This is a genomic window from Agromyces sp. NPDC055658, assembly GCF_053618155.1.
This window is the reverse complement of record NZ_JBSHHD010000101.1, coordinates 1-1,386: the sequence shown is the minus strand read 5'-3', so window position 1 is coordinate 1,386 and position 1,386 is coordinate 1. Positions and strand designations below refer to the sequence as shown.

At 64.9% G+C, this 1,386-nt stretch carries 1 protein-coding gene; it reads right to left on the bottom strand.

The window, feature by feature from the left end:
• On the bottom strand, positions 1-1,386 hold a 1,386-nt coding region (locus ACWGPE_RS18810), incomplete at both ends, for a condensation domain-containing protein (RefSeq protein ID WP_452049281.1).

Here is a 1,386-nt window from a genome sequence, read left to right as displayed (position 1 = left end):
GATCCACCGACGACAACGGCCGGGTCGAGTCAGAGGTCAGCGCCACCAGAACCCGCTGCCACCGCTCGATCAGTGTTTCGATGCTGGCGGCGTCATATACGTCGGTGCGGAACTCCGCCGATCCGGCGATCCCGGCGGGCTGCCCTTCTTCGGAAAAGCGCTCGGACAGGGTGAACGTCAAATCCATTCGGGCGGTGTGGGTTTCCGCTGTCAGTGGCGTGGCCTGCACGTCGCCCAACGTCGCCCCGGTCGCGGACCCACCGGCGAAGTTCTGCCAGGCCAACAACACCTGAACCAGGGGGTGATGTGTCAGGGAGCGGACGGGGTTGAGCCGTTCGACCAGCACCTCGAACGGCACATCCTGATTGTCGTAGGCCGCCAGGCTGCGCTGGCGCACCTGGGCCAACAGGTCAGCAACGGTGAGTTCGCCGCTCGCATCGACCCGGAGCACCAAGGTGTTGACGAAGCAACCCACCAGCGCATCCAGGGCTGGATCATTGCGACCGGCGGTCGCGATCCCCATCGCCACATCGGAACTGGCGCTGGTCTTGGCCAGCAGCACAGCCAGTGCGGCTTGGATCACCATGAAGCTGGTCGCGTTGTGCTCGCGGGCCACCCGCGCCACCAGCTGCTGCAACTGTGCCGGCCAATCCACCGTCACACTGGCGCCCCGGTAGTCCGCCACCACCGGGTATGGCCGATCGGTGGGCAACACCAACCGTTCCGGCATGCCGGCCAACGCGTTCTCCCAGTACGCCACCTGCTCGGCGATGCGACTGCCGGGGTCGGCCAGATCACCCAAATACTCGCGCTGCCATAACGTGTAATCCACATATTGCACCGGCAGCGGCACCCAATCCGGCGCCTGCCCTGCACACCGGCTCGCATAGGCAACGCCCAGATCACGGACCAGCGGACCAACCGATGAGCCGTCTCCGGCGATATGGTGCACCACCGCCACGAACACATGGTCATCCTCCGCAACACGGAAAAGCCATGCACGTAGCGGTATTTCGGTTTCCAGATCGAAGTTGTAGCACACGGCCGCTCCGATGGCCTCGATCAGCCGATCAGGTGACCAGTCACTGGCATCGACGACCCGCCACCCGAAATCTGCTCGATCAGGGGGCAGCACCACCTGCTGGGGAAGCCCATCATGCGCGGCAAACACCGTGCGCAGTGACTCATGGCGGCCGACCACATCCGCCAGTGCCGCGCCCAATGCTTCCGCATGCAGGCTGCCGCCGATCCGGAACGCGGTCGGCATGTTGTAGGTCGCGGCCTCGCCCTCGAACTGGCTGAGGAACCACAACCGCTGCTGCGCATACGACAACGGCAACACGGCAGGCCGTTCAACCTTCACCAACGGCGGCAATCCAGCCGTAC